26 protein-coding genes and 1 tRNA gene are annotated in these 24,727 nt (G+C 66.2%); 16 read left to right on the top strand and 11 right to left on the bottom strand.

From position 1 onward, the window contains the following. Nucleotides 1-6 precede the first annotated feature (6 nt). Nucleotides 7-1,428, bottom strand: a complete 1,422-nt coding sequence (locus CMV14_RS11705) for a DEAD/DEAH box helicase (RefSeq protein WP_066959063.1) — start codon at nt 1,426-1,428, stop codon at nt 7-9. Between the two features lie 96 nt (nt 1,429-1,524). After that, entirely contained in the window at nt 1,525-1,983 is a 459-nt protein-coding gene (locus CMV14_RS11700; protein ID WP_238147271.1) for a hypothetical protein, read from the bottom strand. 168 nt (nt 1,984-2,151) lie between these two features. Between CMV14_RS11700 and CMV14_RS11695 the strand changes: the two genes are divergently transcribed. Further along, nucleotides 2,152-3,609 (top strand): FAD-binding oxidoreductase, encoded by a 1,458-nt coding sequence (locus CMV14_RS11695; protein WP_066959061.1) that lies wholly within the window; start codon nt 2,152-2,154, stop codon nt 3,607-3,609. A gap of 67 nt (nt 3,610-3,676) precedes the next feature. Then, the gene (locus tag CMV14_RS11690; RefSeq protein ID WP_066959060.1) at nt 3,677-4,456 is read left to right on the top strand and encodes a SapC family protein; all 780 of its coding nucleotides are present in this window, start codon (nt 3,677-3,679) and stop codon (nt 4,454-4,456) included. 369 nt (nt 4,457-4,825) lie between these two features. On the opposite strand, the gene CMV14_RS11685 is transcribed toward CMV14_RS11690, so the two are convergent. Continuing rightward, nucleotides 4,826-5,686 carry an N-formylglutamate amidohydrolase gene (locus tag CMV14_RS11685; protein WP_066959059.1) on the bottom strand — a complete coding sequence of 287 codons (861 nt, stop codon included), beginning with the start codon at nt 5,684-5,686 and terminating at the stop codon, nt 4,826-4,828. 170 nt (nt 5,687-5,856) lie between these two features. On the opposite strand from CMV14_RS11685, the gene cpdR reads away from it, so the two are divergent. The 3 genes from cpdR (at nt 5,857) to CMV14_RS26755 (ending at nt 6,690) form a co-directional block, all read left to right on the top strand. Next, the gene (cpdR, locus tag CMV14_RS11680; RefSeq protein WP_066959058.1) at nt 5,857-6,231 is read left to right on the top strand and encodes a cell cycle two-component system response regulator CpdR; all 375 of its coding nucleotides are present in this window, start codon (nt 5,857-5,859) and stop codon (nt 6,229-6,231) included. Nucleotides 6,232-6,291: 60 nt separating this feature from the next. After that, nucleotides 6,292-6,366 (top strand) — tRNA-Val (locus CMV14_RS11675). Nucleotides 6,367-6,534: 168 nt separating this feature from the next. Then, nucleotides 6,535-6,690, top strand: coding sequence for a hypothetical protein (locus CMV14_RS26755; protein WP_176488935.1), 156 nt, complete (start codon nt 6,535-6,537; stop codon nt 6,688-6,690). 31 nt (nt 6,691-6,721) lie between these two features. Here CMV14_RS26755 and tgt read toward each other — a convergent pair whose 3' ends face one another. Next, nucleotides 6,722-7,861 (bottom strand): tRNA guanosine(34) transglycosylase Tgt, encoded by a 1,140-nt coding sequence (tgt, locus tag CMV14_RS11670; protein WP_066959057.1) that lies wholly within the window; start codon nt 7,859-7,861, stop codon nt 6,722-6,724. A gap of 73 nt (nt 7,862-7,934) precedes the next feature. Here tgt and CMV14_RS11665 point away from each other — a divergent pair, with 73 nt between their 5' ends. The 5 genes from CMV14_RS11665 (at nt 7,935) to CMV14_RS11650 (ending at nt 10,392) form a co-directional block, all read left to right on the top strand. Continuing rightward, complete coding sequence (locus CMV14_RS11665; protein WP_066959056.1) at nt 7,935-8,690, top strand: TSUP family transporter; 756 nt, start codon at nt 7,935-7,937, stop codon at nt 8,688-8,690. Nucleotides 8,691-8,845: 155 nt separating this feature from the next. Then, nucleotides 8,846-9,016: a hypothetical protein gene (locus CMV14_RS26750; RefSeq protein WP_176488926.1), complete on the top strand. Its 171-nt coding sequence runs from the start codon at nt 8,846-8,848 to the stop codon at nt 9,014-9,016. Between the two features lie 15 nt (nt 9,017-9,031). Beyond that, nucleotides 9,032-9,463 carry a DUF488 domain-containing protein gene (locus tag CMV14_RS11660; RefSeq protein ID WP_066959055.1) on the top strand — a complete coding sequence of 144 codons (432 nt, stop codon included), beginning with the start codon at nt 9,032-9,034 and terminating at the stop codon, nt 9,461-9,463. A 35-nt stretch (nt 9,464-9,498) separates the two neighbouring features. Continuing rightward, entirely contained in the window at nt 9,499-9,702 is a 204-nt protein-coding gene (locus CMV14_RS11655) for a KTSC domain-containing protein (RefSeq protein ID WP_066959054.1), read from the top strand. Nucleotides 9,703-9,786: 84 nt separating this feature from the next. Further along, entirely contained in the window at nt 9,787-10,392 is a 606-nt protein-coding gene (locus CMV14_RS11650) for a DUF4142 domain-containing protein (RefSeq protein ID WP_066959053.1), read from the top strand. A gap of 65 nt (nt 10,393-10,457) precedes the next feature. Here the strand turns inward: CMV14_RS11650 and CMV14_RS11645 are convergent, their stop codons facing one another. Next, on the bottom strand, nt 10,458-11,462 hold the full coding sequence (locus tag CMV14_RS11645) for an NAD(P)H-quinone oxidoreductase (RefSeq protein WP_066959052.1): 1,005 nt from the start codon (nt 11,460-11,462) through the stop codon (nt 10,458-10,460). 53 nt (nt 11,463-11,515) lie between these two features. Between CMV14_RS11645 and CMV14_RS11640 the strand changes: the two genes are divergently transcribed. The 5 genes from CMV14_RS11640 (at nt 11,516) to CMV14_RS11620 (ending at nt 19,272) form a co-directional block, all read left to right on the top strand. Further along, complete coding sequence (locus tag CMV14_RS11640) at nt 11,516-11,743, top strand: DUF1192 domain-containing protein (protein WP_083215648.1); 228 nt, start codon at nt 11,516-11,518, stop codon at nt 11,741-11,743. A 128-nt stretch (nt 11,744-11,871) separates the two neighbouring features. Continuing rightward, entirely contained in the window at nt 11,872-14,190 is a 2,319-nt protein-coding gene (clpA, locus tag CMV14_RS11635) for an ATP-dependent Clp protease ATP-binding subunit ClpA (RefSeq protein WP_066959050.1), read from the top strand. Nucleotides 14,191-14,372: 182 nt separating this feature from the next. Next, nucleotides 14,373-15,848: a Si-specific NAD(P)(+) transhydrogenase gene (sthA, locus tag CMV14_RS11630; RefSeq protein ID WP_083215647.1), complete on the top strand. Its 1,476-nt coding sequence runs from the start codon at nt 14,373-14,375 to the stop codon at nt 15,846-15,848. Nucleotides 15,849-16,093: 245 nt separating this feature from the next. Further along, nucleotides 16,094-16,780: an ABC transporter ATP-binding protein gene (locus CMV14_RS11625; RefSeq protein WP_066959049.1), complete on the top strand. Its 687-nt coding sequence runs from the start codon at nt 16,094-16,096 to the stop codon at nt 16,778-16,780. Beyond that, on the top strand, nt 16,777-19,272 hold the full coding sequence (locus CMV14_RS11620) for an ABC transporter permease (protein ID WP_066959048.1): 2,496 nt from the start codon (nt 16,777-16,779) through the stop codon (nt 19,270-19,272). Before CMV14_RS11625 ends, CMV14_RS11620 begins: the two co-directional genes overlap by 4 nt. Before the next feature lie 13 nt (nt 19,273-19,285). On the opposite strand, the gene CMV14_RS11615 is transcribed toward CMV14_RS11620, so the two are convergent. Then, nucleotides 19,286-19,858 carry a nucleotidyltransferase family protein gene (locus tag CMV14_RS11615; protein ID WP_066959047.1) on the bottom strand — a complete coding sequence of 191 codons (573 nt, stop codon included), beginning with the start codon at nt 19,856-19,858 and terminating at the stop codon, nt 19,286-19,288. Then, complete coding sequence (locus tag CMV14_RS11610; RefSeq protein ID WP_066959046.1) at nt 19,855-20,793, bottom strand: XdhC family protein; 939 nt, start codon at nt 20,791-20,793, stop codon at nt 19,855-19,857. Before CMV14_RS11610 ends, CMV14_RS11615 begins: the two co-directional genes overlap by 4 nt. Nucleotides 20,794-20,895: 102 nt before the next feature. Here CMV14_RS11610 and CMV14_RS11605 point away from each other — a divergent pair, with 102 nt between their 5' ends. Beyond that, complete coding sequence (locus CMV14_RS11605; protein WP_066959045.1) at nt 20,896-21,882, top strand: adenosine kinase; 987 nt, start codon at nt 20,896-20,898, stop codon at nt 21,880-21,882. A gap of 221 nt (nt 21,883-22,103) precedes the next feature. Here CMV14_RS11605 and CMV14_RS11600 read toward each other — a convergent pair whose 3' ends face one another. The 4 genes from CMV14_RS11600 to CMV14_RS11585 all read right to left on the bottom strand — a co-directional run bounded on the left by CMV14_RS11600 (nt 22,104) and on the right by CMV14_RS11585 (nt 24,627). Next, nucleotides 22,104-22,532, bottom strand: a complete 429-nt coding sequence (locus CMV14_RS11600) for an ExbD/TolR family protein (RefSeq protein WP_066959044.1) — start codon at nt 22,530-22,532, stop codon at nt 22,104-22,106. A gap of 24 nt (nt 22,533-22,556) precedes the next feature. Next, a complete protein-coding gene (locus CMV14_RS11595; protein ID WP_066959043.1) occupies nt 22,557-23,039 on the bottom strand; it encodes an ExbD/TolR family protein in 483 nt (160 codons plus the stop codon). A gap of 123 nt (nt 23,040-23,162) precedes the next feature. Next, nucleotides 23,163-23,891 (bottom strand): MotA/TolQ/ExbB proton channel family protein, encoded by a 729-nt coding sequence (locus CMV14_RS11590; RefSeq protein WP_066959042.1) that lies wholly within the window; start codon nt 23,889-23,891, stop codon nt 23,163-23,165. Nucleotides 23,892-23,979: 88 nt separating this feature from the next. Beyond that, a complete protein-coding gene (locus tag CMV14_RS11585; protein ID WP_066959041.1) occupies nt 23,980-24,627 on the bottom strand; it encodes an energy transducer TonB in 648 nt (215 codons plus the stop codon). Nucleotides 24,628-24,727 lie beyond the last annotated feature (100 nt).

The raw sequence follows: 24,727 nt of genomic DNA, 5'->3' as shown, positions 1-24,727 counted from the left end.
GCCGGTTCAGCCCAGCCTTACCTCGAGGAAACTCGGCACCGGCCCGTTCCAGCCGTCATCGGGCCCATCATCGCGATCATGGCGATCGTCGCGGCGCGGCCGGCGGTCATCGCGCGGCGGACGGGCTTCCCGCGTTGGGGCGCCCCCGCGGCGCGGCTCGGCTTCACGGGGCGCGCGCTCCTCGCGGCGCGGAGCGGCCTCTCGCGGGGCCCGTGCCTCGGCGGCGGGCTTTTCCGATCCGCGACCGCCACGCCCGCGCGGGCGTGGCGCCTCGGCTGGTGCGTCGGCGGCATCGGCAGCCGGCGCCTCGGTTCCGCGACCGCCGCTGCGGGCGATCTTGTGACCCGTCAGCTTCTCGATCGCCTCGATCGCCTCGGCATCCTCCGGCGTGACGAGGGTTATTGCCTTGCCCGTCGCGCCGCCGCGGCCGGTGCGGCCGATGCGGTGGACATAATCGTCGGGGTGCCAGGGAACATCGAAGTTGAAGACGTGGCTGACGCCCTTGATATCAAGGCCTCGCGCCGCGACGTCAGACGCGACGAGGATATTGATCTCGCCGCTCTTGAACCGATCCAACTCGCGCAGCCGCTCGGGCTGCTCCATGTCACCGTGGATCTGTCCAGCCTTGAAGCCGTGGCGTGCCAGGCTTTGGGCGAGATCGCGCACCGTCGTCTTGCGGTTGGAGAAGACGATCGCGGTGGTCACGTCCTCCACCTTGAGCAAATCCCGCAGCGCATCGCGCTTGTTCCGGCTCGAGGTTTCGACCAGCGCCTGCTCGATCGCCAGATTGGCGCTCGCCGGACGCGATACCTCGATCTGCTTCGGGTTCGAAAGGAACTTGTCGGCCAGTTTCTTGATCGGCGCCGGCATCGTCGCCGAGAAGAGCAGGGTCTGGCGCTGCGCCGGCAGCTTGGTGCAGATCTCCTCGATATCGGGAATGAACCCCATGTCGAGCATCCGGTCGGCCTCGTCGATCACGAGCAGGCTGCAGCCGGTCAGCAATATCTTGCCGCGGCCGAACAGGTCCATCAGGCGGCCCGGTGTCGCGATCAGCACGTCGACGCCCTTTTCGAGCGCCGCGATCTGATCGCCCATGTTCACGCCGCCGATCAGGAGAGCCATGGTAAGTTTATGGTATTTACCATATTTCTCGAAGTTCTCAGCCACCTGCGCGGCAAGTTCGCGGGTGGGCTCCAGGATCAGCGAGCGCGGCATGCGCGCGCGGCTGCGGCCATGGGCGAGGATGTCGATCATCGGCAGCACGAAGCTTGCCGTCTTGCCGGTTCCCGTCTGCGCTATGCCGATGAGATCCTTCATCATGAGGACGGGCGGGATCGCCTGCGCCTGGATCGGGGTGGGCTCGCTATAGCCCGACTCCGAAACCGCGCGGAGAAGTTCATCGGAAAGGCCGAGATCGGCAAATGACATGCAAATATCCGGAAAAAAGATATGGCAACCGGCGCCATATCCTGTGCGCGCGCTTGGCGGTGTGCCCGGGTTTTGTCAAGAAAATAGCGGGCTAAGTCAGGATCGGTCGACGAGCACCAGCTTGCGGAATCGCTGAATTTCGCATTGCCCACCGGCCCGCGTGCGAATGACGTCGCGATCGGCGCAAATCCGTCCATCCTCGGTCGGGAGAATGTAGAATCCCGAATAATAATCGAGCGCGGGGCAGTTGGACGAGAATTGGGCGCGTAGCCGCTGGCCACCCTTGAGGACGAGATCGATCGCGTCGTCGGCCACCACCGCGGCCCCGGCGATCGCACCCATCGCCACGCACTTCGGGCCTTTCTTCGTCTTCCACTTCAGCGGCTTTGCCGGCACCCGTCGCGGCACCCGCACGATCAGCGACTGTTCGACGGTAAGCTGGGCATATTGCCCGGCGTCCGGATCGGCGCCCGCCGGCAGCGGCCAGAGCAGGGCGGCCGCCGCCGCACAGGACGCTGCAACGCTCAGCAATCGCGGCGGGCCGGCCCAGGTCACGTTCGAAAATTCCACCCTTTGGCTAGACGTTTAAGGCGCTGGCGCCCTGCCTGTTCGGCGACATCCTTAACCCGTTCCTGTTTCCGCGCAATTGCTTGAACAGCCGATGAACTGCGCAACCACCGGAACGACTGGCAAATCGCCCGAGCCCTGCATAAGGTTCCGCCCATGACCGGCCTGCGCCCTCCCGATCCTGCCCTGCTCGACCAGCTCGCGGCGGTGCTGGGACCGCAGGGGTTCGTGACCGAACGCGCCCTGATCGCCCCCTGGCTGACCGACTGGCGCGAGCGCTATCATGGCGAGACCGTCGCCCTGCTCGCCCCCAATTCGGTCGAGCAGGTCGAAGCGATCGTCCGCCTGGCCGCCGCCGCGCGGGTCGCCATCGTGCCGCAGGGCGGCAATACCGGCACGGTCGCGGGGGCAACGCCGCCCGCCGACGGATCGGCGCTGCTGCTGTCGTTGCGGCGGATGAACCGGATCCGTTCCATTTCCGCGCAGGACAATGCTGCGATAGCCGAGGCCGGCGTGGTGCTGTCCGACCTCCATTACGCCGCCGCGGCGATCGGCCGGCGCTTCCCGCTGTCGCTGGCGGCCAAGGGATCGGCCACGATCGGCGGCCTCGTCTCCACCAATGCCGGTGGAACCCAGGTGCTGCGTTTCGGCCCGATGCGCGCGCTGGTGCTGGGGATCGAGGCGGTGCTGGCCGACGGATCGCGCTTCGATGGCCTCGCCACCCTGCGCAAGGACAATCGCGGATATGATCTGCGTCAGCTGTTGACCGGGGCCGAGGGAACGCTCGGCATCGTCACCGCCGCCGCGGTGCGGCTTGTGCCGGCGATCGGCTCGCGCGCCGTCGCCTGGGCTGGGCTGCCGTCGCCACAGGACGCGCTCACGCTGCTCAGGCGCCTCGAGGAGCGGACCGGCGATGCGGTGGAAAGCTTCGAGCTGGTGCCCGCCAGCGCGCTCGCGCTGGTGCTGGCCAATATCCCCGGCGCGCGGCCCCCGCTGACCCCGGCCTGCCCATGGAACGTGCTGATCGAGGCGGTCGGCAGCGAAGGCGGCCCCGATCCGGCGGAGGGTCTCGCGGCCTGTCTGGCCAGCGCGATCGGGGAAGGGCTGGTGCTCGACGCCATGATCGCCGCCAGCGAGGCGCAGGCCGAGGCGCTGTGGAGGCTGCGGGAATCGATTTCGGAAGCCGAGAAGATCGACGGCCCCTCGCTCAAGCACGACATATCGGTTCCGGTTTCCGAGATGCCCGCCTTTCTGGAACGCGAGGGGACGCGGATCGAGGCCGCTTTTCCAGGTTCCCGCATCATCGCCTTCGGCCATCTCGGCGACGGCAACATCCATTTCAACCTGCTGCCGCCCGAAGCCGCCGAACGCAGCGCCTGGATCGACGCGCATGGCGAGGCGGCGAGCGCGCTGGTCCATGACCTGGTGGCCCAGGCGGGCGGATCGCTTTCGGCCGAGCACGGCATCGGCCAGGCCAAACTCGCCGAATTCGTGCGACTGACCGATCCGGTCCGGCTGGCGGCGCTGGGGGCGATCAAGCGCGCGCTCGACCCGCAGGGCATCATGAACCCCGGAAAGCTTGTTCCGCTTGCCTCGGACGGCAAGGGTCAATAGACGGCAGCGGCAGTATCTGGGCGCATCGCCCGATCAAAGACAGCAAGAGTTTCAGGAGATTTTCCCAATGGCGAGCGCCCCGGCCAACGCCCTGCCCCTTTTCTACAATGAGTTGCAGCCGCTTTCGAGCCAGGTCCACGCCAAATGGCGCGCACGCACGATGGAGAGCGCCGAATTCTTCGGCAAGGCTCACGCCGTCCCGCTGACGATCGAGGAATTCATCCCGGCGCAGCGCAGCTATCCGATCGTCTTCTCGGCCGGCCCGGACCCGGTTCCGCTCGGCCTGTTCGGCCTCAATGAGGGCGTCAACGTCTTCACCGACGCGCTGGGCACGCCGACCCGCGACTTCTACGTTCCTGCCTATGTCCGCCGCTACCCCTTCATGCTGGCGCGCCTGCGCCCGGAGAGCGAAGACCTGTCGCTCTGCTTCGACGGCACCTCGGGCATCCTCGGTGAGTTCGACGAAGGCGTGGAACTGTTCGACGGTGCCGAGCCCTCGGAGGCAACCAAGAACACCCTCGCCTTCTGCGAGCAGTTCGAGCAGTCGGGCATCCGCACCAACATGTTCGTGCAGGAGCTTATCCAGAACAAGCTGCTGACCGACGGCGAAGTGACGATCGAGCCCGACGGCGGCGGCCAGCCCTTCGTCTATCGCGGCTTCCAGATCGTCGCCGAGGACCGGCTCAAGGAACTGCGCGGAGACGTGCTGCGCAAGATGACGCAGAGCGGCCTGCTGCCGCTGATCTACGCGCATCTGTTCTCGCTGTCCCTCATTCGCGATGTGTTCGCTATGCAGATGCAACAGGGCAAGGCGCCCGAGCAGCCGGCACCGGCGGTTCCGGCCTGAACCATCTCGGGGAAAGTTCCGGCAATATAAGGAATTTTCCCGATATCGACGAACTGTTCTTGAAACCCTGGGGCAAGCGCCCTATCTTGTTGCTGTGCGGTGGTCGTGCCCCCCTTTCGCGGCCCCGTACGACGCATCCCTCGGGATGCGTTCCTCCCTGAACCTTGGCCACCTCGTGCGAAAGCACGAGGTGGTTCTTTTATGTGCCAGGGAACGCCCCTCCCCCGCCACCCCGCCAAACCTGCGTCGATAGCCCTTCGGGCCGGCGGTCCACAGGCGGGCACGTCGCCAGCTGGCGACAGGACGCTACAGCCGGCTTCCAGCCTGACGACAGATTCGCGCCCGGCATGAGACGGGAGAATAACGGGCCTATTCGGCCGCCATCGGGAGATCGGGCCTGACCAGTTCGCCAAGTTGCCCCGCGATCGTCGCGAGCAGGCGGCTGCATTCTTCCAGATGGCCGGCTGGCGCATCCAGCGCCGCATCCAGATAAAGCGACCGATCATATTCGATCTGGATGGCGTGGACATTGCGGCGCGGGCGCCCATGGCGATCGATGGTGTAGCCGCCCGCATAGGGATGGTTGCGGGCGGCCCGCAGCCCCACGCCCTCGATCAGGGCCATCGTCAGATCGACCACGGCCGACGACGCGCCCGCACCGAAGCGGTCGCCGACCACGACCCGCACCGGTCCGCCCGCCTGATGAACCGGAAGCGGGGGCATCGAATGGCAATCGATCAGCACCGCCCCACCGAAAATCGCGCGAGTCGCCTCGATCCGCTCGGCGATGGCGCGATGATAGGGTTCGTGCGCATGGAGGATCCAGTGCGCGGCCTCGGCCTGGCTCATCCGCCCGCGCCACAGCTCTCCGCAGGCGGGCAGCCGGCGCGGGAACAGCCCCAGTCCGGCCCGGACCTTCCCGGTGGGCAGCAAGGCATCGCCACGCAGTTCGCCGTCGATCATCGCCGGATCAATCTCACGCGGGTCGCGGTTGAGGTCGATCGCCGCGCGCGCGATCGTGGCGACGATCGCGGTGCCGCCTTCCGCAACGGCCTGAGCGACGAGACGATCGGCATGGCGATCTTCCAGCGCCCGAAGCCGCGCCATCGGAACCCGCGCCCGCGCCACCACATCGTCGGGATAATTGCGCCCGGCATGCGGCACCGCCAGCAGCACCGGCGACTGCGGTATTTCGGGGCCCAACAGGGTGAAGGCGGGCTCGTACGCCATATTCCTAGTGCTAGGCGGGCCGCCCGCAGCGCGCAACCTTGGGTTGCTCTGGGTTAATACGTTGGTCGGACGGGAAGATGGTTTTTTGCTCTTAGCTGGAATTTGTTAAGCGGTTGCAGCATAAGAGGCATCGCACGACCGGCCCGTTGCCGGGTGCAAGGTGCTGATCGATGATCCGGATACTTCTGGCCGAAGATGACGATTCGATGCGCGAATATCTCGCGCGCGCTCTCGAACGCTCGGGATATTCGGTGAAAAGCGTCGATCGCGGCACCGCCGCCCTGCCCCTGCTGGAGCATGAGAGCTTCGACCTGCTGCTGACGGATATCGTCATGCCCGAAATGGACGGTATCGAGCTGGCGCAGCGCGCCAACGTGATCGCTCCGAACATGCGGGTCATGTTCATCACCGGCTTCGCCGCGGTAACCCTGAAGCCGGGTTCCACCCCACCCGACGCGAAGGTCCTGTCCAAGCCGTTCCACCTGCGCGATCTGGTCCTCGAAGTGGACCGCATGTTCCAGGTCGGCAGCGCCACGGAGCTCTGAAATAAAAAGATAATGATAGGGTTGCGTACCCCCTGAGCCTCGGCTAGGGAGCGCGGCGTTGGGCGTGTAGCTCAGTGGTAGAGCACTGTGTTGACATCGCAGGGGTCGCAAGTTCAATCCTTGCCACGCCCACCATTTCCTCCTTGGAAATCACCAGAAACCCGGGCCTCCAGCAGGCCCGGGCTTCTCTGGTCCACGCCCGACGCGGCGCCCCTCCATCACCAGGATGGCACCGCCGCCGAAATGTTCACTAGGGAACTTTGGTGGACTAACATTTGTTTATCGGCTGCATAGGGGAGGCCGATGTCCGACAAAACCGACCATGAAATCGAGAAGATCGAGGAAAACCAGCAGGAGCTCCGCAAAAGCATCCAGCGGACCAAGCAACTTTCCGAGGAAACCGAAAAGCTGCTCGCTCAGCACAAAGCCGGTTTGAAGAAGCGGGGCCCGGCGCGCTGAACCTGCCTGTGCAGGCAACCAAGCTGAAGGCTCAGCCCGCTCCCCCGCGATAATATTTCGCGCGGAATTCGGCCGCGAAGGCCGTCAGCCGCCCCTCTCCGATCGCCGCCCGCAGATCGGCCATCAGCGCCTGGTAGAAGCTGAGATTATGCTCGGTCATCAGCATCGCGCCGAGGATCTCGCCCGCGCGGATCAGGTGATGGATATAGGCTCGGCTGAACTGCGCGCAGACCGGGCAGCCGCAGCTCTCGTCCAGCGGCTTCTGGTCCTCGCCGAACTTCGCGTTGCGCAGATTGATCGGCCCCGACCGGGTAAAGGCCTGGCCGTTGCGGCCCGAACGGGTCGGCAGCACGCAATCGAACATGTCAATGCCGCGCTCCACGGCCCCAACGATGTCGTCGGGCTTGCCGACGCCCATCAGGTAGCGCGGCTTGGCGGCATCGAGCTGGCCCGGGGCGAAATCGAGCGTCGCGAACATCGCCTCCTGGCCCTCGCCCACCGCGAGGCCGCCGACCGCATAGCCGTCGAAACCGATGTCCAGCAGCGCATCGGCCGAACGCCTGCGCAATCCTTCGTCCAGCGCACCCTGCTGAATGCCGAACAGCGCCGCGCGCTCGGCATGCTCGCCGCCGGCGTCGAACCCGGCGCGCGAACGCTTCGCCCAGCGCATCGACCGCTCCATCGCCTCCAGCTGCTGTTGCGGCGTCGATGTGGTCGGCACCAGTTCGTCGAAGGCCATGACGATGTCGGAACCCAGCAGCCGCTGAATCTCCATCGAACGCTCGGGGCTCAGCATGTGCGCGGAGCCGTCGAGATGGCTCTTGAACGCCACCCCTTCCTCGCTCCGCTTGGTGAGTGCCGAAAGGCTCATCACCTGATAACCGCCGCTGTCGGTGAGGATCGGCCGATCCCAGCGCATGAAATGGTGAAGCCCACCTAGCCGCGCCACGCGCTCGGCGCCGGGCCGCAGCATCAGATGATAGGTGTTGCCCAGGATGATGTCGGCCCCCGTCGCGCGGACGTCGGCCGGCTTCATCGCCTTCACCGTCGCGGCGGTGCCCACCGGCATGAAGGCAGGCGTGCGTATCTCGCCGCGCTTCATCCGGATCGTGCCGGTGCGGGCCTTGCCGTCGGTGGCATGGATCGAGAAGTCGAAGCGGGGCGTGGTCATAGCGCGGGCCATAGTTGCGAGACCTCGCGCTGCCAAGGCTTGCGCCACAGGGGCCTGTCGGGCAGGTCGGGTCATGGACTTCGGCCCCGAAACCTATCCGCTCCTCACCTCCGTCGCCTTCATCGCCGGCTTCATCGATGCGATCGCGGGCGGCGGCGGACTGCTGACCGTTCCCGCGATGCTAGCGGCAGGCATACCACCGGTCGCCACGCTCGCCACCAACAAGCTCCAGTCGAGCTTCAGTTCGGGCACCGCGACCTTCAGCTTCCACCGCAAGGCGATGATCGACTGGCGCACCTACTGGCCGCAGATCCTGGTGATCCTGCTGTTATCCGGCGTCGGCGCATGGATTGTCCAGACGATCAGGCCGCGTGCACTGGAACTGATCGTGCCGGTGCTGCTCGTCGCGGTGGCCGCCTATGTGCTGCTGAGCCCGCGCATGTCGGACGAGGACGCGCATCACAGGTTGAGCGCCAAGGGCTATCTGCCGGTCGGCGGCGCGATCGGCTTCTATGATGGCTTCTTCGGCCCCGGGACCGGCAGCTTCTTCGCCACCTCGCTGGTGTCGCTGCGCGGGCTCGGCCTGATCCGTGCCACAGCACATACAAAAGCATTCAATTTCGCGAGCAATATCGGTAGCTTGATTGTCTTCCTTGCCACCGGACATGCAATGATCCTGCTGGGGCTCTGCATGGCGATCGGGTCCGCGTCGGGCGCATGGACCGGTTCGCACACCGCCATCCGCTTCGGCGCCCGGGTGATCCGGCCGGTGCTGGTGACGGTATCGCTGGCGCTCACCGCCAAGCTGCTCTGGCAGGCGCTGAGCTGACCGTTTTCCCGATCGGGGATTCCCCGGCCGCCGATGATGGCCTATAGGGGGAGCCGCATGGCTGTCCGCCACGGCGCCGGAACGACTCGACGAGGACCCGCTTGCCTTCCCGAGACGTTGCGGCACAGGGAGGACGTCCCCCCACGCAGGAGAGAATGACGTTGGACGACGAGAGCAGCAAGCCGCAGACGAAGCCCGATAAGAAGGGCATCCAGCCCCCGAAGATCACCAAGAAGACGGCAGTGATCGGCGCCGCCGTCGGCATCGGCTCCGCGGCGATCGTCGCGGCACTGCTCTATGCCAACCGCAACACCAACAAGAGCTGACGGCGGAGCGCCCTCATGCGGGTCTTCACGATCGGCTATGAGGGCGCGACCCAGCAGGAGCTGATCGACCGGCTCCGCGAAGCGGGCGTCGAGGTTCTGGCGGACGTCCGCGCGGTGCCAAACTCGCGGCGACCGGGATTTTCCAAGAATATTCTCGCCGCGAGCCTCGCGGAAGCGGGCATCGCCTATGTCGGACTCAAGGCGCTCGGCACGCCGGCCGAGGGCCGCGCGGCCGCGCGCCGCCACGATCTCACCGCGCTCCGCCGCATCTATGCCGGCCAGCTCGAACTGCCCGAGGCAATGGCCCAGGCGGCGCAGCTGGCGGACACCGCCGGCGAGCGCCCGACCGCGCTGCTCTGTTTCGAACGGGAGCCTGGCTGCTGCCACCGTCTGCTGCTGGCCGAAGCAGTGTTCCCCATGGCCGATCTGGTCCACCTTTTTCCCTGACGGGAGCGTCGGAGGCAGTCGGGCGTTCCGGCACCATGCCGTCCAGCGTCATCCGCCGCTTTGACTATGACGAACGCGACCAGCGGCTCGACATCGAGTTCGTGTCCGGCAACCGCTACAGCTATCATCAGGTGCCCGCGCGGATCGCCACCGCCCTGCGCGCCGCGACATCCAAAGGCAGCTTTTTCAACCGTCGGATACGCGATCATTTCGCCTTCACCCGCCGCGAGGCTGACTGAACCGCCCCGCGACTGATCTGGATCAAGCCGTGGAACAGCCCGCACTTCCAGCCGTTTAGCCGCCGCAATGGAGGGAAGATCCTAATGTACAGACAGTTCCTGATCGCATCGTCGGCTGCCCTGGCGCTGGGCCTTGCCGGCTGCGGGCCGAAGGCCGAACAGGCCGCCGACAGCGTGGCGAACAGTGCGGCGGATACGGCCGACGCCGCGGGTGCGATGGCGGCCAACGCCCAGGCCGATATCAAGCAGGCCCTGTCGGCGACACCGACCGGCCAGGAGTTCGCCAACCGGGCCGCCAGGTCAGACGCCTATGAGATCGCGGCGGCCAAGCTGGCCCAGACCAACGCGACCTCGCAGGCGGTGAAGGATTTCGCCGCCGAGATGATCAAGGCGCACACCGAGTCCACCGCCAAGATCAAGGCGGCCGCCAGCAAGGCCAGCCCCGCCATCACCCCCGATCCGACCCTGACCCCCGACCAGAATGACGACCTGGCCGAACTGGCGAAGAAGAAGGGCGCGGAGTTCGATGGGGACTATATCGACGATCAGGTCGATGCGCATGAGGACGCGCTGGCGCTGATGCGCGACTTTGCCGAGCATGGCGACACGCCCTCGCTGAAGGCTGCGGCGGGCGAGATCGCGGCCGTCGTCCAGAAGCATCTCGACCACGCGAAATCGCTGGATAAGTGATATCCGGCTGATGACGGGAAGGCCGAGCGCCGCAGGGTGCCCGGCCTTTTCGATTCCTGCTGCCCTTATGAGCTGCCTACCAGCAGGACGACCTTGCCGATATGGTCCTCGTCCAGCCTGCGATGGGCGTCGGCGGCGCGCTCCAGCGGGAAGGTCGCGTCGATTACGGGCTTGAGCCGCCCTTCCTCGACATGCGGCCAGACCACCGAGGCGATCTCCTGGGCGACCGCCGCCTTGAAGGCGACGTTGCGGGGGCGAAGCGTGGACCCGGTAAGGGTCAGCCGCTTCTGCATGATCTTCCAGAGCGGAATTTCAGCCTTGGGACCGCCCAGCACCGCGATCGAAACATGACGCCCGTCGTCGGCCATGCACTCGATATTGCGGGGCACATAGTCGCCGCCGACCATGTCGAGCACGACGTCCACCCCCTTTCCGCCCGTGATTCGCCGCACCTCCTCGACATAGTCCTGGCTACGGTAGTTGATCGCATGGGCGGCCCCTAGCTTCAGGGCGGCGGCGGCCTTGTCGTCCGATCCCACCGTCACGATCGTCTCGATCTGGAAGATGCGACCGAGCAGGATCGCCATCGTCCCGATGCCGCTGGTGCCGCCATGGACGAGCAACCGGTCGCCATCGGCCGCATAGGCCCGCTCGAACACATTGCTCCACACCGTGAACAGCGTTTCGGGGATCGCTGCGGCTTCCACCATCGACAGCGTATTCGGTACCGGCAGGCAAAGCCCCGCCTCCGCGACCACATATTCGGCATATCCCCCGCCCGCGACCAGCGCGCAGACCGGCTGGCCGAGCAGTTCGGGCATCACGCCCTCGCCCAGCGCCACCACCTCGCCGGCCACTTCCAGCCCGAGGATGGACGGCGCGCCCGGCGGCGGCGGATAGGCGCCGATGCGCTGCGACACGTCGGGCCGGTTGACGCCGGCCGCCGCGACCCGAATCAGCAGCTGTTCCCGGCCTGGTTTCGGCACCGGTCTCTTTTCGGGGACCAGGATTTCCGGCCCGCCCTTAGCGGAAGGATCGATTGCCGTCATCCAGTCGGGAATTTCGGCCATTCAGTCCCCCTTTTTCCGCCGTTACGCGCCCCATAGACGAAGGTTTTATTGACATGCCCCGCGTCAGGGTCAACGTTGTTGCCATGGAGCCCGACGATCTTTTCGCGAAGCGCCCCGACGATCCGGTGAACCAGCTCATCCGGCAGGATATCGATCATCTGTCCATCGACGAACTGGAGGCGCGGATCTCTGCGCTGACCGGCGAAATCGAGCGTTGCCGCACCAAAATACAGAAAGCCGTTAACCATCGCGCAACGGCGGAAAGTCTATTCAAGCGATGAAGGGCGCACCTGCCGGAGCGGGGTCCGCAACATTCCGGCAGGAGGGGGGTTCTTGATGAACCATCTCAGGCACCCGACATATGGGGTAGCGGCATGGCTTGGCCCATGCCGAACGGAGTAAACAGCCAATGCCTTCTTTCGCCCGCGAACTCGAACAGACCCTGCACAACGCGCTCAGCGCCGCGAGCAGCCGTCGCCACGAATATGCGACCCTGGAGCATCTCCTCCTGGCGCTGATCGCGGACGAGCATGCGTCGAAGGTGATGACCGCCTGTGGCGTCGATCTCAGCGAGCTGCGCAACGCGGTCACCAACTATCTCGATACCGAGCTCGACGCCCTGAAGGTCGAGGGCGAGACCGACCCCTCCCCCACCAGCGGTTTCCAGCGCGTCGTCCAGCGCGCGATCCTCCACGTCCAGTCCTCGGGACGCGAGGAGGTGACGGGCGCCAACGTCCTTGTCGCGCTGTTCAGCGAACGCGAAAGCTACGCCGTCTTCTTCCTGCAGCAGCAGGACATGAGCCGCCTCGATGCGGTCAGCTTCATCAGCCACGGTGTCGGCAAGGCCGGCCAGCCAACGGAGCAGCGCGAGGTGAAGGGAGCCGAGGAAGAGAAGGCCCAGGCCAAGTCCGACGGCAAGAAGGGCGAGAGCGCGCTCAAGCAGTTCTGCGTCAACCTCAACGAGAAGGCCAAGATCGGCAAGGTCGATCCGCTGATAGGCCGCGGGCCAGAGGTGGACCGTACCGTGCAGATCCTGTGCCGCCGTTCCAAGAACAACCCGCTCTATGTGGGCGATCCCGGCGTCGGCAAGACCGCGATCGCCGAGGGCCTGGCGCGCAAGATCGTCGAGGGCGACGTGCCCGAGGTGCTGCTGCCTGCCGTCATATACTCGCTCGACATGGGCGCGCTGCTGGCGGGCACGCGCTATCGCGGCGATTTCGAGGAGCGGCTGAAGCAGGTCGTCACAGAGCTGGAGAAGCTGCCCCACGCGGTGCTGTTCATCGACGAGATCCACACCGTGATCGGCGCGGGCGCCACTTCCGGCGGCGCGATGGACGCATCGAACCTGCTCAAGCCGGCACTGTCCTCTGGCGCGATCCGCTGCATCGGATCGACCACCTACAAGGAATTCCGCAACCATTTCGAGAAGGATCGCGCACTGCTGCGCCGCTTCCAGAAGATCGACGTCAACGAGCCGACGATCGAGGACACGATCAAGATCATCTCCGGTCTGCGCTCGGCATTCGAGGAGCATCACAACGTCAAATACACGCCCGACGCGATCAAGGCGGCGGTCGAGCTCTCGTCGCGCTACATCAGCGACCGCAAGCAGCCCGACAAGGCGATCGACGTGATCGATGAGGTCGGCGCGTCGCAGATGCTGGTGCCGCCGGCCAAGCGCAAGAAGGTCATCACGCCCAAGGAGATCGAGGCGGTGATCGCCACCATGGCGCGCATCCCCCCGAAGTCGGTCTCGACCGACGACAAGAAGACGCTCGGCACGCTCGAGACGGATCTGAAGCGCGTCGTGTTCGGACAGGACAAGGCGATCGAGGTGCTGAGCTCGGCGATCAAGCTGAGCCGCGCGGGCCTGCGCGATCCCGACAAGCCGATCGGCAACTATCTGTTCTCCGGCCCGACCGGCGTCGGCAAGACCGAGGTCGCGCGCCAGCTCGCCTCGATCCTGGGCATCCCGCTCCAGCGCTTCGACATGTCCGAATATATGGAACGCCACTCGGTCAGCCGGCTGATCGGCGCCCCTCCGGGCTATGTCGGCTATGATCAGGGCGGTCTGCTGACCGACGCTGTCGACCAGCATCCGCACAGCGTGCTGCTGCTCGACGAGATCGAGAAGGCGCATCCGGACCTGTTCAACATCCTGCTGCAGGTGATGGACAACGGCAAGCTGACCGATCACCACGGCAAGACGGTCGATTTCCGCAATACCATCCTGATCATGACCACCAATGCCGGCGCTGCCGACATGGCGCGGGAGTCGCTGGGCTTCGGCAACCTCACCCGCGAGGGCGAGGATGAGGAAGCGGTCAAGAAGATGTTCACGCCGGAATTCCGCAACCGCCTCGATGCGATCGTGCCGTTCGGCTATCTGCCGCCCGAGGTCGTCAGCCGCGTGGTTGAGAAGTTCATCCTCCAGCTGGAACTGCAGCTGGCCGATCGCGAGGTGCACATCAGCCTGGACGAGGAAGCCCGCAACTGGCTCACCGCCAAAGGCTATGACAAGCTCTATGGCGCCCGCCCGATGGGCCGCCTGATCCAGGAGAAGATCAAGCAGCCGCTGGCCGAGGAGCTGCTGTTCGGCAAGCTCGTCCACGGTGGCGAGGTGAAGGTGAAACTCAAGGACGAAACGCTCCAGTTCGAGATCGTCCCCGCGGCGCCCAAGCGGCCAAAGAAAGGCGGCGGGGCGAAGAGCAAGGTCAAGGAAGCCTGAGCTTTCCGACCCGGAATTGAGGAAGGCCCGTCTCGCAGGAGGCGGGCCTTTTTCCTTGTCCCCTCTTTACGCAAAGGTCCCGCCTTCGCTGGGGTGACGGGAGTGGCGTTAACCATATCTTCCGAACTTCGGATGCAGAACGGACCATCGGACCCGCGTCAACGCGGCAACCGGGGGATGTGATGCGCTACGAACTGATCGTGATCGGCAGTGGACCGGCCGGACGCCGCGCCGCCATTCAGGCCGCCAAGCTGGGCAAGTCGGTGCTGGTCGTCGAGAACCGCTACCGGGTCGGCGGCGTGTCGGTGCACACCGGCACCATCCCGTCCAAGACGCTGCGCGAGACCGTGCTGAACCTGTCCGGCTGGCGCGAGCGCGGCTTTTACGGTCGCGCCTATCGGGTCAAGAAGGATATCGGCGGCGAGGATCTCAACGCGCGGCTGAAGATGACGCTGGAGCATGAAATTGACGTGCTCGAGCATCAGTTCACCCGCAACGGCGTGCGCACCATCGAGGGCACCGCGCAATTCCGCAGCCCGCATGAGGTCCAGGTCACCTGCCCCAAGGGCGACATCCAGCTTTTCGAAGCCGAGCGGGTGCTGATCGCGGTGGGGACGATCCCCTACCGCCCCTCAACAATCCCGTTCAACGGTACCACCATCATCGACAGCGACGACATGATCTCCGAGCCGCGCGTGCCGCGCAGCCTGGCGGTGATAGGCGCGGGGGTGATCGGCATCGAATATGCGACGATCTTCTCGGCGCTCGACGTCTCCGTGACCTTGATCGAACCACGCGACAGTTTCCTGGATTTCGTCGATCGCGAGATCATCGAGGATTTCGTCCACCAGCTGCGCGATCGTGGCATGTCGATCCGGCTCGGCGCCAAGGTCGACCGGGTCGAGGTCGACGGCCAGGGCTGGGCAATCTCGGTGCTGGAGGATGGCCGCCGCATCCGTTCGGAAATGCTGCTCTATGCCGCCGGCCGCATCGGCGCGACCGCCGCACTGGGCCTGGAGAACTGCGGACTGGAGGCCGACAGCCGCGGCCGGCTGACGGTCGATCCCGCCACGCTGCAGACCTCGGTCCCGCACATCTACGCGGCCGGGGACGTAATCGGCTTCCCGAGCCTCGCCTCCACCTCGATGGAGCAGGGCCGCATCGCCGCCTGCCACGCCTTCGACGCGCCGATGCCGCCGGCTCCGGCCTATTTCCCATACGGCATCTATGCGGTGCCGGAAATCTCGACCGTGGGCCTTTCCGAACAGGAGGTGCGCGAGAAGGGCATTCCCTATGAATGCGGCATCGCCCGCTTCCGGGAAACATCTCGCGGGCACATCATGGGCATGCAATCGGGCATGATGAAGCTGATCTTCGCGCTGGAAGACCGGCGCCTGCTCGGCGTCCACATCATCGGCGAATGCGCCACCGAACTGATCCACATCGGCCAGGCGGTGCTTAACCTGGGCGGGACGATCGACTATTTCGTCGAGAACACGTTCAACTATCCGACCCTGGCCGAAGCCTACAAGATCGCCGCACTCGACGCCTGGAACCGGATGCCGCGCTGCGACGACCATTATCAGAGCGCCCTGGATCGCGCCCTGCCGGAACTGCAACGCATCGCGAGCGAGGGGCCGAAGGCGGCAGCGGCGTAACGTCCAAGATCCTCCCTACGCGAAGCGTGGGGAGGGGGACCACCCGCAAGGTGGTGGAGGGGTTTTCCGACCTCTCAACCATCGCACGCTTCCAGCTCTTACCCTACCCCTCCACCATCCGCTGCGCGGACGGTCCCCCTCCCCATCCTTCGGATAGGGAGGATCTTTTCACTTCCGCCCATTGATCGCGGGCGGAGCAATCCTCATGTTGCGGTACAGCAACGTCCGAGGATCGCATCACCCGCATGAGCAAGCCTGTCATCGACGCCAGCGCCGTCCGTCTCGCGCTGGGCAAGGGATCGGCACGCGTCGATATCCTCAAGGGCATCGATCTGAACATCGGCGAAGGCGATACCGTCGCGCTGCTGGGCCCATCGGGATCCGGCAAATCCTCCCTGATGGCGGTCCTCTCCGGCCTCGAACGCGCCGACGAAGGGCGCATCACCATCGCCGATCTGGATTTTGGCGCGCTTGACGAGGATGCGCTCGCCGCCGCCCGGCGCGGACGCATCGGCATCATCCTCCAGGCTTTCCACCTCCTGCCGACCATGACCGCGCTGGAGAATGTCGCGGTGCCGCTGGAACTGTCCAGCCAGACCGACGCCTTTGCCCGCGCCCGCGCCGAGTTGGAAGCCGTCGGGCTCGGCCATCGGCTCGATCATTATCCGGCCCAGCTTTCGGGCGGCGAGCAGCAGAGGGTGGCCATCGCGCGTGCGACCGCGCCGCGCCCTGCGCTGATCTTCGCCGACGAGCCCACCGGCAATCTCGATGCCGCGACCGGCGAGGCGATCATGGACCTGCTGTTCGATCGCCAGCGCGAAACCGGGGCAACCCTGCTGGTGATAACCCATGATCCCGCGCTGGCCGCCCGCTGCGGCCGCATCGTCGAGATGCGCGACGGGGCGATCGTCTCGGACCGGCGCGCCGCATGACCACCGCCTGGGCGCTCGCGTTGCGGGACATGCGCGGCGGCCTCAAGGGTCTGCGCCTGCTGATCATCTGCCTGTTCCTGGGCGTGGCGGGCCTTGCCGGGGTCGGCAGCCTGGGCCAGGCGATCACCGCCGAACTGGATGCCCGCGGCCGGGAGATTCTGGGCGGCGACATCGAATTGCGCGTAAGCCAGCGTGAGGCCACCGCTGCCGAGCGCACCGCCTTCGCCCGATACGGAACGGTATCGGAAAGCATAAGGCTTCGCGCGATGGCCTCGCGCCCCGACGCCAGCGCTTCGGTGCTGGCCGAACTGAAGGGCATCGATGCCCGGTGGCCGCTCTACGGAACGCTGCGCCTCGCCCCCGGCGCCCTTGGGACAAGGCCGCAGCGGCTGGACGCGGTGGTCGCCCCGGCGCTGGTCGAACGGCTGTCGCTCAAGCTGGGCGACCGGGTGAAGGTGGGCGAGGCTGAACTTCGCATCATCGGCCTGATCGCCGAGGAACCCGATCGCGTCGGCGAGGGCTTCACGCTGGGCCCCAGCATCCTCGTTTCGCGCGAAGCGCTCGACGCGACCCGGCTGGTCCAGCCCGGCAGCCTCTTCACCACCCGCTATCGGCTGCGCATCCCCGCGGGCCAAGATGCCCATGCGCTCGCCGAACGGCTCGAGGAACGCTACCACGACGCCAATTGGGAGGTGAGCGACCGCACCAACGCCGCGCGCGGGCTGCGCCGCTTCGTCGACCAGCTCGGCCAGTTCCTCACCCTGGTCGGCCTGACCGCGCTGATCGTCGCAGGGATCGGAGTCGGCAACGGGGTCGCCTCCTGGCTCGACCAGCGTCGGCCCGGCATCGCCACACTCAAGATCTTGGGTGCGTCCTCGGCGATGATCTTCCGCATCTATCTGATCCAGGTCACCATCGTCGCGACCGGTGCGATCCTGGCCGGACTTGCGATGGGCGCGGCGATACCCGCGATCGTTGGATGGCTGGCCGGCGACGCGCTGCCCGTGGCGCCGAAATTCGCGATCTTTCCGTTGCCGCTGCTGATCAGCGCCATCTATGGATTTCTTGCTGCCCTGTTGTTCAGCCTGGCGCCTTTGACGCGCGCCGGGCAGGTCAGCCCCGCTGCGATCTTCCGCGCCCGGGTGGAGCCGTTCGGCTGGCCGCGCTGGCGGGTGCTGTTGCCGATGGTGCTGGCCGGGCTCGGCATCGCGGCGCTGGCGATCGGCACCGCACGCCAGCCCCTGCTCAGCGCCGGCTTCCTCGCCGGCACCGTGGCGACCTTCCTCGCGCTCGGCGCAATAGGCCGGCTGGTCAAGCGCGTCGCCCGCGCGCTGCCCCGCTCCCGCCGGCCGCTGCTGCGCCTAGCCATCGCCAATCTTCACCGGCCGGCGGCGCAGACCGACCGGCTGATCATCGCGCTCGGCCTGGGCCTCACCCTGTTCGTCATGCTCGCGGTGCTGCAGACCAACCTGGCCAACCAGATCGAGCGGACCGTTCCCGCCCGCGCGCCCAATTTCTTCGCACTCGACGTGCCGACCGAGGATATCGGGCGCTTCCGCGACACGATCATCAACCGCGCGCCCGAAGCAAAGATCGACAGCGTGCCTTCGCTGCGCGGCTCGGTGGTAGCGGTACGCGGGGTGCGCGTGACCGACATGAAGCCGGTGCCCAAGGGCGCCTGGATTCTCAACGGCGACCGCAGCATCACCTATGCCGCCGCCTTGCCCGAGGGGAATGAGGTCATCGCCGGGCAATGGTGGCCGGCCGACTATGCGGGGCCACCGCTGGTCTCGATCGAGGAACAGGCGGCCAAGGCGCTGGAACTGAAGCCGGGCGATGCGATGATCTTCTCGGTGCTGGGCGTCGAAATGGAGGCGAAGGTCGCCTCGATCCGCCGGGTGAACTGGGAGACGATGGGCTTCAACTTCGGCATCATCTTCGCCCCCGGCGCGCTGGAGGGAGCCCCGCACAGCTATATGGCCACGATCGCGCTGCCCGATCCGCGCGAAGGCGATGTCAACAAGGCGGTGATCGCCGGCTTCCCCTCCGTCTCGCTGATCCGGGTCAAGGATGTGGTCGGGCAGGTCGCGACGATCTTCGGCCAGCTCGCCACCGCGATCCGTGCCGCCGCCTCGGTGACGCTGGCCGCCGGCATCGCCGTGCTGGTGGGCGCGATCGCCGCGTCGCGCCGGGCGCGGCTGTACGACGCGGTCCTGCTCAAGCTGCTTGGGGCGAGCCGGCGACAGATATTGCTGGCACAGGCGATCGAATATGCCCTGCTCGCCGCCGTTGTCGCCGTGCTGGCGCTGGCGGCCGGAACGACCGCCGGCTGGTATGTCGCGACGCAGATCTTTGAACTGCACTGGGCGCCCGACTGGGCCACGGTGTTGGCGACCCTGGCGATCGGCATGGCCGGGACGCTCGGGATCGGGATCATCGGATCGCTGCCGGTGCTGGCGGCGCGGCCGGCGGCAGCGCTACGATCGCTGTAGCGCTCCCCGACCGCTAAACCGGGCGGCGCCTGGCCTCCGCCAGCGCCTCCGGCGTGTCCACATCGATGAGCACGCCGGGATCGCCACATTCGAGCAGCTGGACCGGCAGTGCGCGGAGCAGGGCGCGACCGCCCTGATCGCCCGTCAGCCGCGCGAGAGCGGGAAAATGCTCCCGCCCCCAAAGAACGGGATTGCCCGGCTCCCCTCCGAAGGCCGGCCGGACAATGGCGTTCGGCATCGCCCTGCCCGCCAGCATCGCCAGGGTGTCCGGCCGGACGAAGGGCATATCCCCCAGGAAGACGATCGCCGCGCTCCACTCCAACGGCGCAGCCTCGATCGCCGCCGCGAGCGAATGTCCCATGCCAAGCGCATGATCGGCGACCTCAACGCACCGGGCCTTCGTGCCCCATCGCTCGACCAGCATGCTGCCCGGTGCCACCGCGACGAGCGGCCCTGCCAGCCCCGCGGCGAGGATCGCCTCCAGCGCATGCTCCACCAGCGGACGGCCGCCAAGATCGGCGAGCAGCTTGTCCTCCCCCATCCGCCGCGCACTGCCGGCGGCGAGCAGGATAGCACCGACCGTCACGCCCCGCGCAGCGCGGCGATCGCCCCGGCGAGAATCGACAGGGCGATCTCGGACGGGGTCTTGGCGCCGATGGCGAGACCGGCCGGACCGTCGATGCGGGCAAGCTGATCCGAACCGAAACCCTGCGCGGTCAGCCGGTCGAGCCGCTTGGCATGGGTACGGCGCGATCCCAGCGCGGCGACGTAGAAGGCGTCGCTGCCCAGCGCCGCGACCAGCGCCGGATCGTCGATCTTGGGATCATGGGTGAGCGTCACCGCCGCCGTGCCCGCATCTGGCTTCCACTGGGCGAAGGCCTCATCGGGCCAGCGCGTGTCGACCTCGATATCGGCGAAGCGGCTCGCCGCGGCGAAGCTGTCGCGCGGGTCCACGATCAGGACGCGGAAGCCCAGCTGACGGGCCAGCGGCACGAGATGCTGGCTGACATGCACCGCGCCGACGATCATCATCCGCAAAGGCGGGGGATAGAGATTGGTGTAGGCCCCCTCCTCCGGTGCGCCGGACGCGGCGATGCCGCTCGCGCCGGTCGATAGATCGGTGCGGACTGCCAGCGGATGGCCGGCCCGGCGCGCCTCGATGACCCGATCGATGAGTGCGGGCGGATAATGAGCATCGTCGACGGTCTGGATCAGCACCACGATGCTGCCGCCGCAGGCCAGGCCGAAGGTCCACGCATTCTCGTCCTGCACACCATATTCACGCTGGTCGAAGCCGCCGCCGGCGGCGATCAGAGCCTGGGCGGAAACCAGCACGTCGCCCTCGACGCAACCCCCGCTCACCGATCCTTCGAACAGCCCGTCGTCGCGGATGATCGCATGGCTTCCGCGCGGCCGCGGGGCCGATCCCCAGGTTTCGATCACTGTCGCGATGGCCACTCCGCGGCCCGCCGCCTTCCAGGCGCGTGCCTTGCCCAGCAATTCGTCGAGTTCGTCGAGCATATATCCGTTCAGACTGTGGGACCTTGATCGCGCGGACCGTGCGCGGCATGGGGAATGCCACAATTTCCCAACGGGCGCACCCGCCCAGCGCAAGGATAATCCATGAGCGAAGCCACCCTCGATGTCGTCGGCATCGGCAATGCGATCATCGACCTGCTGGCCCATGCCGAGGACCAGTTCCTGGTCGAGCATCAGCTCAACAAGGGCGCGATGACCTTGATCGACGAAGCGACCGCCGAACGCCTCTATGCCGCGATGGGGTCGACGATCCGCGCATCGGGCGGTTCGGCCGGAAACACCATCGCCGGCCTCGGCTCGCTGGGCGCGGCCTGCGGCTATATCGGCAAGCTGCGCGACGACGAACTGGGTGCGGCCTATCGGCACGACCTGCTCGCCTCGGGAGTGCGCTTCACCACGCCGATGGCGTCGGATGGCCCATCGACCGCGCGCTGCATCATCTTCGTCACCTCAGATGCCGAGCGGACGATGAACACCTATCTCGGCGCCTGCGTGAACCTGACCGCCGACGATATCGATGCGGAACTCGTCGGTGCAGCGAAGATCACCTATATGGAAGGCTATCTCTACGACGAGCCGCACGCCAAGGCCGCATTCCATCGCGCTGCCGACATCGCGCATGGCGCCGGCCGCAAGGTGGCCTTGTCGCTCTCCGACAGCTTCTGCGTCAACCGCCACCGCGCCGATTTTCTCGACCTGATCGAGAACCGCGTCGACATTCTCTTCGCCAATGACGGCGAACTGCTGGCATTGTTCGAAACCGACGATCTGGAAGCCGCGCTCGACCTGATCGCCGGCAAGGTCGAACTGGCGGCGGTGACGCTGGGCGCCAAGGGTTCGGTGGTCGTACGCGGTGCCGAGCGGGCGCGCAGCCCGGCGGCGCATATCGAAAGGGTCGTCGACACCACCGGCGCGGGCGATCTCTACGCCGCCGGCTTCCTCTACGGCCTCACCCGCGATCTGCCGCTGTCCGAATGCGCCCGCATCGCGGGCCTTGCGGCGGCCGAGGTGATCTCGCACTTCGGCGCACGCCCGGAGGTGCCACTGCGCGAGTTCGCGAAGCTGGATTGATCGATAGCACCGCCCCGGCGGAGGCCGGGGCCGTCAGCGGCTCTTGCCGTAGCTGTGCCGTAAGAATCTTTCACGGCCCCGGCCTCCGCCAGGGCGACGATTTATCGACATGGAACACAAACAAAAAGGGCGGCCCGAGGGTCGCCCTTTCCGTTTCGAACCGTGCACTTTTCAGTGCGCGATTTCCCGAGCCAGCGGATGAAGACATCCGCCTAGAACGCTCAGAAAGCGTTGGCATAAGCCTCATTGCCGACGAAGCCCATCTTCTCGACCTGCGCGCGCTTGGTAACCGCAAGGACGCGGTCGACCAGATCGTAGCGGGCCTGGGCCTCGGGCTGCAGGTGCAGCTCGGGGATCGGGTTCATCGTCTGGGTGATGTCCAGATACTGGCGCAGGCGGACCAGATCGATCTCGGAGCCGTTCCACATCACCTGGTTGTTGGCGGTGATAACGACCTTGTTCTTGACCGGATCGATCGGCGGCGGCGTGTGATCGCCCGTATCGACCGGAAGGTCGAGCTTCACCGCATGCGTCTGGATCGGAATGGTGATGATGAACATGATCAGAAGCACCAGCATCACGTCGATCAACGGCGTGGTGTTGATGTCCATCATCGGTTCGCCTTCCGCGGCTCCGGCTGACATTGCCATCTTAACTACTCCTGGAAAGCGAGATCAGAGACGCGCGTTGGTGTAGCCCGCGGGCGGCTCGGAAATGAAGCCGACGCGGACGAAGCCTGCGCGCTGCATGGTGTACACGGTGCCGCCGATGCAGCGGTAGGGCGTGTTCACGTCGCCGCGGATATGGACTTCGGGAAGCTCGAGGCCGGGGGCATTGGGGCCACCCTGACGATCGATCTCCTTGCGAAGCTTGACGACCGCGCGGTCGATCAGTTCCGGCGAACTCACCTTGGTGAGGCCCCAATAGACCTCGCAGGCACCGTTAGGCGCGGCCCGGACGGTGAGAGCCACGTTCTCCGGCTTGGTGGTGGTCGCCTCGAAAACCACGCTCGGAAGCTTGACGGGCACGGTCTGGATCACGACCGGAACCGTGATAAGGAAGATGATCAGAAGCACCAGCATGACGTCGACGAGCGGCGTCGTGTTGATGTCCGACATCGGGCTGCCGTCTTCGGCTGGGCCGGCACTCATGGCCATCGGCGCAAATCCTATCTACTTGCTAAGCCCGGCAGCACTCCCCACGCGGGGTGTTGGGACCGGACCAGTCATTCCTTCGCGACGAGGGCGGGCGCCGCAGCGCCCGCCCCTATCGCCAAGCGCTTACTTCTTGACGGCAGGCGCCGGAGCAGCAGCCTTGACCGCGACAGCGGGCTTCACCGCGCCGGCCGAGACCATGTAGCCGTGCAGGTCGGTCGAGAAAGCCGACAGCTCCTCGGCGACGACCTTGTTGCGGCGGATCAGCCAGTTGTAGCCAAGCACGGCCGGAACGGCCACGGCCAGACCCAGCGCGGTCATGATCAGAGCTTCACCGACCGGGCCGGCGACGGCGTCGATCGAGGCCTGACCGGCAGCGCCGATCTTGATGAGGGCGCGGTAGATGCCGATCACGGTGCCGAACAGGCCGATGAACGGCGAGGTCGAACCGACGGTCGCGAGAACCGCGAGGCCGTTGCCGAGCTTCGAGTTGATCAGCGCCTGGCTGCGGAGCAGCGAGCCGGTCAGCCACTCATGCTGGTCGACCGGGTCGGTCAGCTTGGTGTGCTGATCCTGGGCGAGCAGGCCGTCGTCGACGATCTGGCGATAGGCCGAGTTCTTCTCGAGCTTCGCCTGGCCGTCGCGCAGGCTCGGCGCCGACCAGAACTGGGCGCGGGCGCGCTTGCCCTGGTTGAGGATCTTCTGCTGCTCGAGCAGCTTGGTGAACATGATGTACCAGGAAGCCGCCGACATGACGACGAGGATGATGAAGGTTGCCCAGGCAATCGTGCCACCCTGCTCCAGGGCGGCCATCAGGCCATAGGGGTTGGAACCACCGGCTGCGGGACTAGCCATAAACTTATTGTCCTTCTCTAAATCTGTCTGAATATCGCGATCAAGTGAAAGGCCGGGCCGGCATCAGGCGCCGGCCCGGCCCATAAGCTCAGTCTTTCGGGATCTGCCAGCGGACACGCTGACGATAAGTGAAAGGCATGGGCTGGCCGTTGCCATCGAGCTGCGGCGTGAACCGCGAACGACGCAGCAGCATCTGACAGGTCTTCGCATCCAGGCCCGGGAAACCGCTCGACGAAGTGATCTTGCAGTTCGAAGCCTTGCCATCGGCGCCCACAGTGAGTTCGGCAGCGCTGACGCCCTGGTTCTCGGCGCGAAGATCCGCGGACGGATAATCTTCGGTCGTCACCCACTCGCTCGGATTGCCGCGCGGCTTGCCGGGGCGCGAAACGGCAGGCGGCGGAGGAGCCGGCGGCGCAGTTTCGTGAATCACCGGCGGCGGCGGCGTCGGCACCGATACGATCGGCGGAGCCACGGTCGGCGCGACCTGAACGATCGGCGGCGGCGCGATCACGGGCGGCGGCTCGATCTTGGTTTCAGGCGGCGGGGGCGGCGGCTTGTCCGGGGGCGGAGGAGCCTCCTCTTCGACGTCGAACGTCTTCAGATCGCGGGCGACCTTCTTGACGACGTTATAAGCAAGCCCAGTGACGAAGGCGTAGCCGATGACCGCATGGAGAACGATCACCATGGCTATCGACACCGCCTTGCGGGTGCTCATGGTTTGATCACCGTAAGCCATTAAGGAATGACACTCCCTCCAATCGAAAAGCCAGCAAAAAAACCCGGAACGCACCAATGGGAGTGCCACCAGCGCCCGGCCCAACCCCGCCAGTCATATT

This window comes from Rhizorhabdus dicambivorans (genome assembly GCF_002355275.1).
GTDB lineage: Bacteria > Pseudomonadota > Alphaproteobacteria > Sphingomonadales > Sphingomonadaceae > Rhizorhabdus > Rhizorhabdus dicambivorans.
The sequence above is the reverse complement of the archived record's forward strand: the minus strand, read 5'-3'. Positions and strand labels throughout refer to the sequence as shown.

Coding starts and splice junctions, on each gene's coding strand:
- CMV14_RS11705 (WP_066959063.1), bottom strand. CDS start 1,428: ATGTCATTTGCCGATCTCGGCCTTTCCGATGAACTTCTCCGCGCGGTT.
- CMV14_RS11695 (WP_066959061.1), top strand. CDS start 2,152: ATGACCGGCCTGCGCCCTCCCGATCCTGCCCTGCTCGACCAGCTCGCG.
- CMV14_RS11690 (WP_066959060.1), top strand. CDS start 3,677: ATGGCGAGCGCCCCGGCCAACGCCCTGCCCCTTTTCTACAATGAGTTG.
- CMV14_RS11685 (WP_066959059.1), bottom strand. CDS start 5,686: ATGGCGTACGAGCCCGCCTTCACCCTGTTGGGCCCCGAAATACCGCAG.
- cpdR (WP_066959058.1), top strand. CDS start 5,857: ATGATCCGGATACTTCTGGCCGAAGATGACGATTCGATGCGCGAATAT.
- CMV14_RS26755 (WP_176488935.1), top strand. CDS start 6,535: ATGTCCGACAAAACCGACCATGAAATCGAGAAGATCGAGGAAAACCAG.
- tgt (WP_066959057.1), bottom strand. CDS start 7,861: ATGACCACGCCCCGCTTCGACTTCTCGATCCATGCCACCGACGGCAAG.
- CMV14_RS11665 (WP_066959056.1), top strand. CDS start 7,935: ATGGACTTCGGCCCCGAAACCTATCCGCTCCTCACCTCCGTCGCCTTC.
- CMV14_RS26750 (WP_176488926.1), top strand. CDS start 8,846: ATGACGTTGGACGACGAGAGCAGCAAGCCGCAGACGAAGCCCGATAAG.
- CMV14_RS11660 (WP_066959055.1), top strand. CDS start 9,032: ATGCGGGTCTTCACGATCGGCTATGAGGGCGCGACCCAGCAGGAGCTG.
- CMV14_RS11655 (WP_066959054.1), top strand. CDS start 9,499: ATGCCGTCCAGCGTCATCCGCCGCTTTGACTATGACGAACGCGACCAG.
- CMV14_RS11650 (WP_066959053.1), top strand. CDS start 9,787: ATGTACAGACAGTTCCTGATCGCATCGTCGGCTGCCCTGGCGCTGGGC.
- CMV14_RS11645 (WP_066959052.1), bottom strand. CDS start 11,462: ATGGCCGAAATTCCCGACTGGATGACGGCAATCGATCCTTCCGCTAAG.
- CMV14_RS11640 (WP_083215648.1), top strand. CDS start 11,516: ATGCCCCGCGTCAGGGTCAACGTTGTTGCCATGGAGCCCGACGATCTT.
- clpA (WP_066959050.1), top strand. CDS start 11,872: ATGCCTTCTTTCGCCCGCGAACTCGAACAGACCCTGCACAACGCGCTC.
- sthA (WP_083215647.1), top strand. CDS start 14,373: ATGCGCTACGAACTGATCGTGATCGGCAGTGGACCGGCCGGACGCCGC.
- CMV14_RS11625 (WP_066959049.1), top strand. CDS start 16,094: ATGAGCAAGCCTGTCATCGACGCCAGCGCCGTCCGTCTCGCGCTGGGC.
- CMV14_RS11620 (WP_066959048.1), top strand. CDS start 16,777: ATGACCACCGCCTGGGCGCTCGCGTTGCGGGACATGCGCGGCGGCCTC.
- CMV14_RS11610 (WP_066959046.1), bottom strand. CDS start 20,793: ATGCTCGACGAACTCGACGAATTGCTGGGCAAGGCACGCGCCTGGAAG.
- CMV14_RS11605 (WP_066959045.1), top strand. CDS start 20,896: ATGAGCGAAGCCACCCTCGATGTCGTCGGCATCGGCAATGCGATCATC.
- CMV14_RS11600 (WP_066959044.1), bottom strand. CDS start 22,532: ATGGCAATGTCAGCCGGAGCCGCGGAAGGCGAACCGATGATGGACATC.
- CMV14_RS11595 (WP_066959043.1), bottom strand. CDS start 23,039: ATGGCCATGAGTGCCGGCCCAGCCGAAGACGGCAGCCCGATGTCGGAC.
- CMV14_RS11590 (WP_066959042.1), bottom strand. CDS start 23,891: ATGGCTAGTCCCGCAGCCGGTGGTTCCAACCCCTATGGCCTGATGGCC.
- CMV14_RS11585 (WP_066959041.1), bottom strand. CDS start 24,627: ATGGCTTACGGTGATCAAACCATGAGCACCCGCAAGGCGGTGTCGATA.